This is a genomic window from Butyricicoccus sp. (assembly GCF_050872565.1).
GTDB lineage: Bacteria > Bacillota > Clostridia > Oscillospirales > Butyricicoccaceae > Butyricicoccus_A.
On sequence record NZ_JBNMHC010000378.1, the window covers coordinates 1 to 2,046 of the forward strand.

Here is a 2,046-nt window from a genome sequence, read left to right on the forward strand (position 1 = left end):
CGGAAAGATACCCGGCACCATCAGCAGCCAGCTAGTACAGAAAATCCGCAAGGACGGTTCGTTTTTTGCATCCGGCAATGCGAGCGGTCTGTTTTCCGAAAATTATTTTATCGCCGGTACGACCTGTAAGGATTCCTCCGGCAATATCGCGGCGCTGGTCATTGCGGCATCTCCGGCGACATCGACCACGGATTTGATGCGCAATATCATGAAGAGCTATTTTCTCATTGTCTGCGTCACGCTGGTGCTGACGATGATTATCAGCTGGTTCCTGTCCGATATGCTCACGCGTCCGCTCAAGGGCTTGGTCTCTGCGGCGAAGAAATTCGGACACGGCGAATTTGATGTGCGCGTATCCGAAAACAACAACTGCGATGAAATCGACGAGCTGGCAGTCAGCTTCAATAATATGGCAACGTCCTTGCAGCAGCAGGAAGAACTCAGCCGCGGTTTTGTGGCGAATGTGTCGCATGAGCTGAAAACACCGATGACATCTATTCGCGGTTTTGTCGATGGCATGTTGGACGGCACGATTCCGCCGGAAAAGCACAATCAGTACTTAAAGATTATCTCTGAAGAAGTGGGACGACTGTCCCGTCTGGTCATGCGTATGTTGGATGCCGCAAAAATTCAGGCGGGTGAGCTGATTATCACACCGGCACCGTTTGACCTGATTGAAATGGTGGCGCGTGTCCTCATCAGCTTTGAAAATCAGATCAATGATAAGCATCTCGATATGGATGTAGAGATGGCGGATTCGCTGATTGTATACGGCGACGGCGATCATATTTACCGCGTGATTTATAATTTGGTAGACAATGCGGTAAAATTTGTCAACGAAGGCGGCAAGCTGACCATTCGCGCGGAGCAGGTAGGCACGATGAGCCAGTTCCTCATCCGCAATACTGGTTCAGAGATTCCGCAGGAAGATCTGCCGCATGTATTTGAGCGATTCTACAAGGTAGACCGCAGCCGCAGCCGCGATAAGACCGGCGCAGGTCTGGGGCTGTATCTGGTAAAATCCATCGTCAATATGCATGGCGGTGATATTTCTGTCCGCTCGTCCGGCGGAGAGACAGAATTTATGTTCACGATGCCAATGGCAGAGAAAAAGCCAATGGCGGAAATCAAGGACAGAGTCAATAAAAAATCAGAACTGTAAGATCAAGCGTCAGAATCGGAGCGATCCGGTTCTGGCGTTTTTTCACACGCTTCACACAAAATCACAGAAAAAACACAGAAAAACCGACGTCTGACAGAAGTATTCACGCAAAATATTTGCAAATATGTAGATTCACAGAAAATTAACATTGCAAACAAGGAATCATCATATTATAGGCGTACAATGAAGCACATAAAAGAAAGAACAGTACGACCTGATACTTGAAGGAGGATATAGGTATGGACGAGTTCCGCAACAATCATGAAAACGAGGCATCGGAACAGACGACACCGTTCCAGACGCCGGTACGCGGCGCAGAGGAGCAAAAGGGTGCAGGCTATCAGAACGCCGGTGCAGCATATACGCATACAGACAATACTTCTGCCAATACCGGTTTTTCAGATATGGGAAACGGCGGCAGCACGCCGCCACCACCGCACGACAATGCCTATGAGCAGTGGAGCGGCGGAAAAAAGCCGGGCGGCAATGGCCCGAAAAAGCCGAAGGGACCCAAAAAGAAGTTCCCGTGGAAGCCGGTAGTTGCTGTCGTTGTGGTCGGCGCACTCGCATTTGGCGGCGGCTGGGCAGCAAACGGACATATTTCTCTGCCGACGCTGAGCAGCTCTTCCAGCAGTAATGCGGATACCGGAAGCGGAACCTCTTCCAACACAACCAAGGTACAGCTGAGCAGCACCAGCGAGGATATGGCGAGCTATTCAGAGGTCTATCAGAAAGTCTCGCCGTCTATTGTAGCGATTGTCGTAGACTCTGTACAGCAGGGTACCGAGTCCTCCGGCTCCGGTGTTATCATGAGCGAGGACGGCTATATTATTACCAACAACCACGTTGTTGAGGGCGGCGATATGTATAAAGTCGTTCTGAGC

1 protein-coding gene and 1 pseudogene are annotated in these 2,046 nt (G+C 50.3%); both read left to right on the top strand.

Features of this window, described 5'->3' with window-relative positions; translation table 11 throughout:
- Positions 1 to 1,162 (top strand): ATP-binding protein (locus ACR0P9_RS11570; RefSeq protein WP_432620303.1); only part of this gene is annotated, 1,162 nt, incomplete at its 5' end.
- A gap of 239 nt (positions 1,163 to 1,401) precedes the next feature.
- A pseudogene (locus ACR0P9_RS11575) lies at positions 1,402 to 2,046 on the top strand (hypothetical protein); the annotation flags it as partial.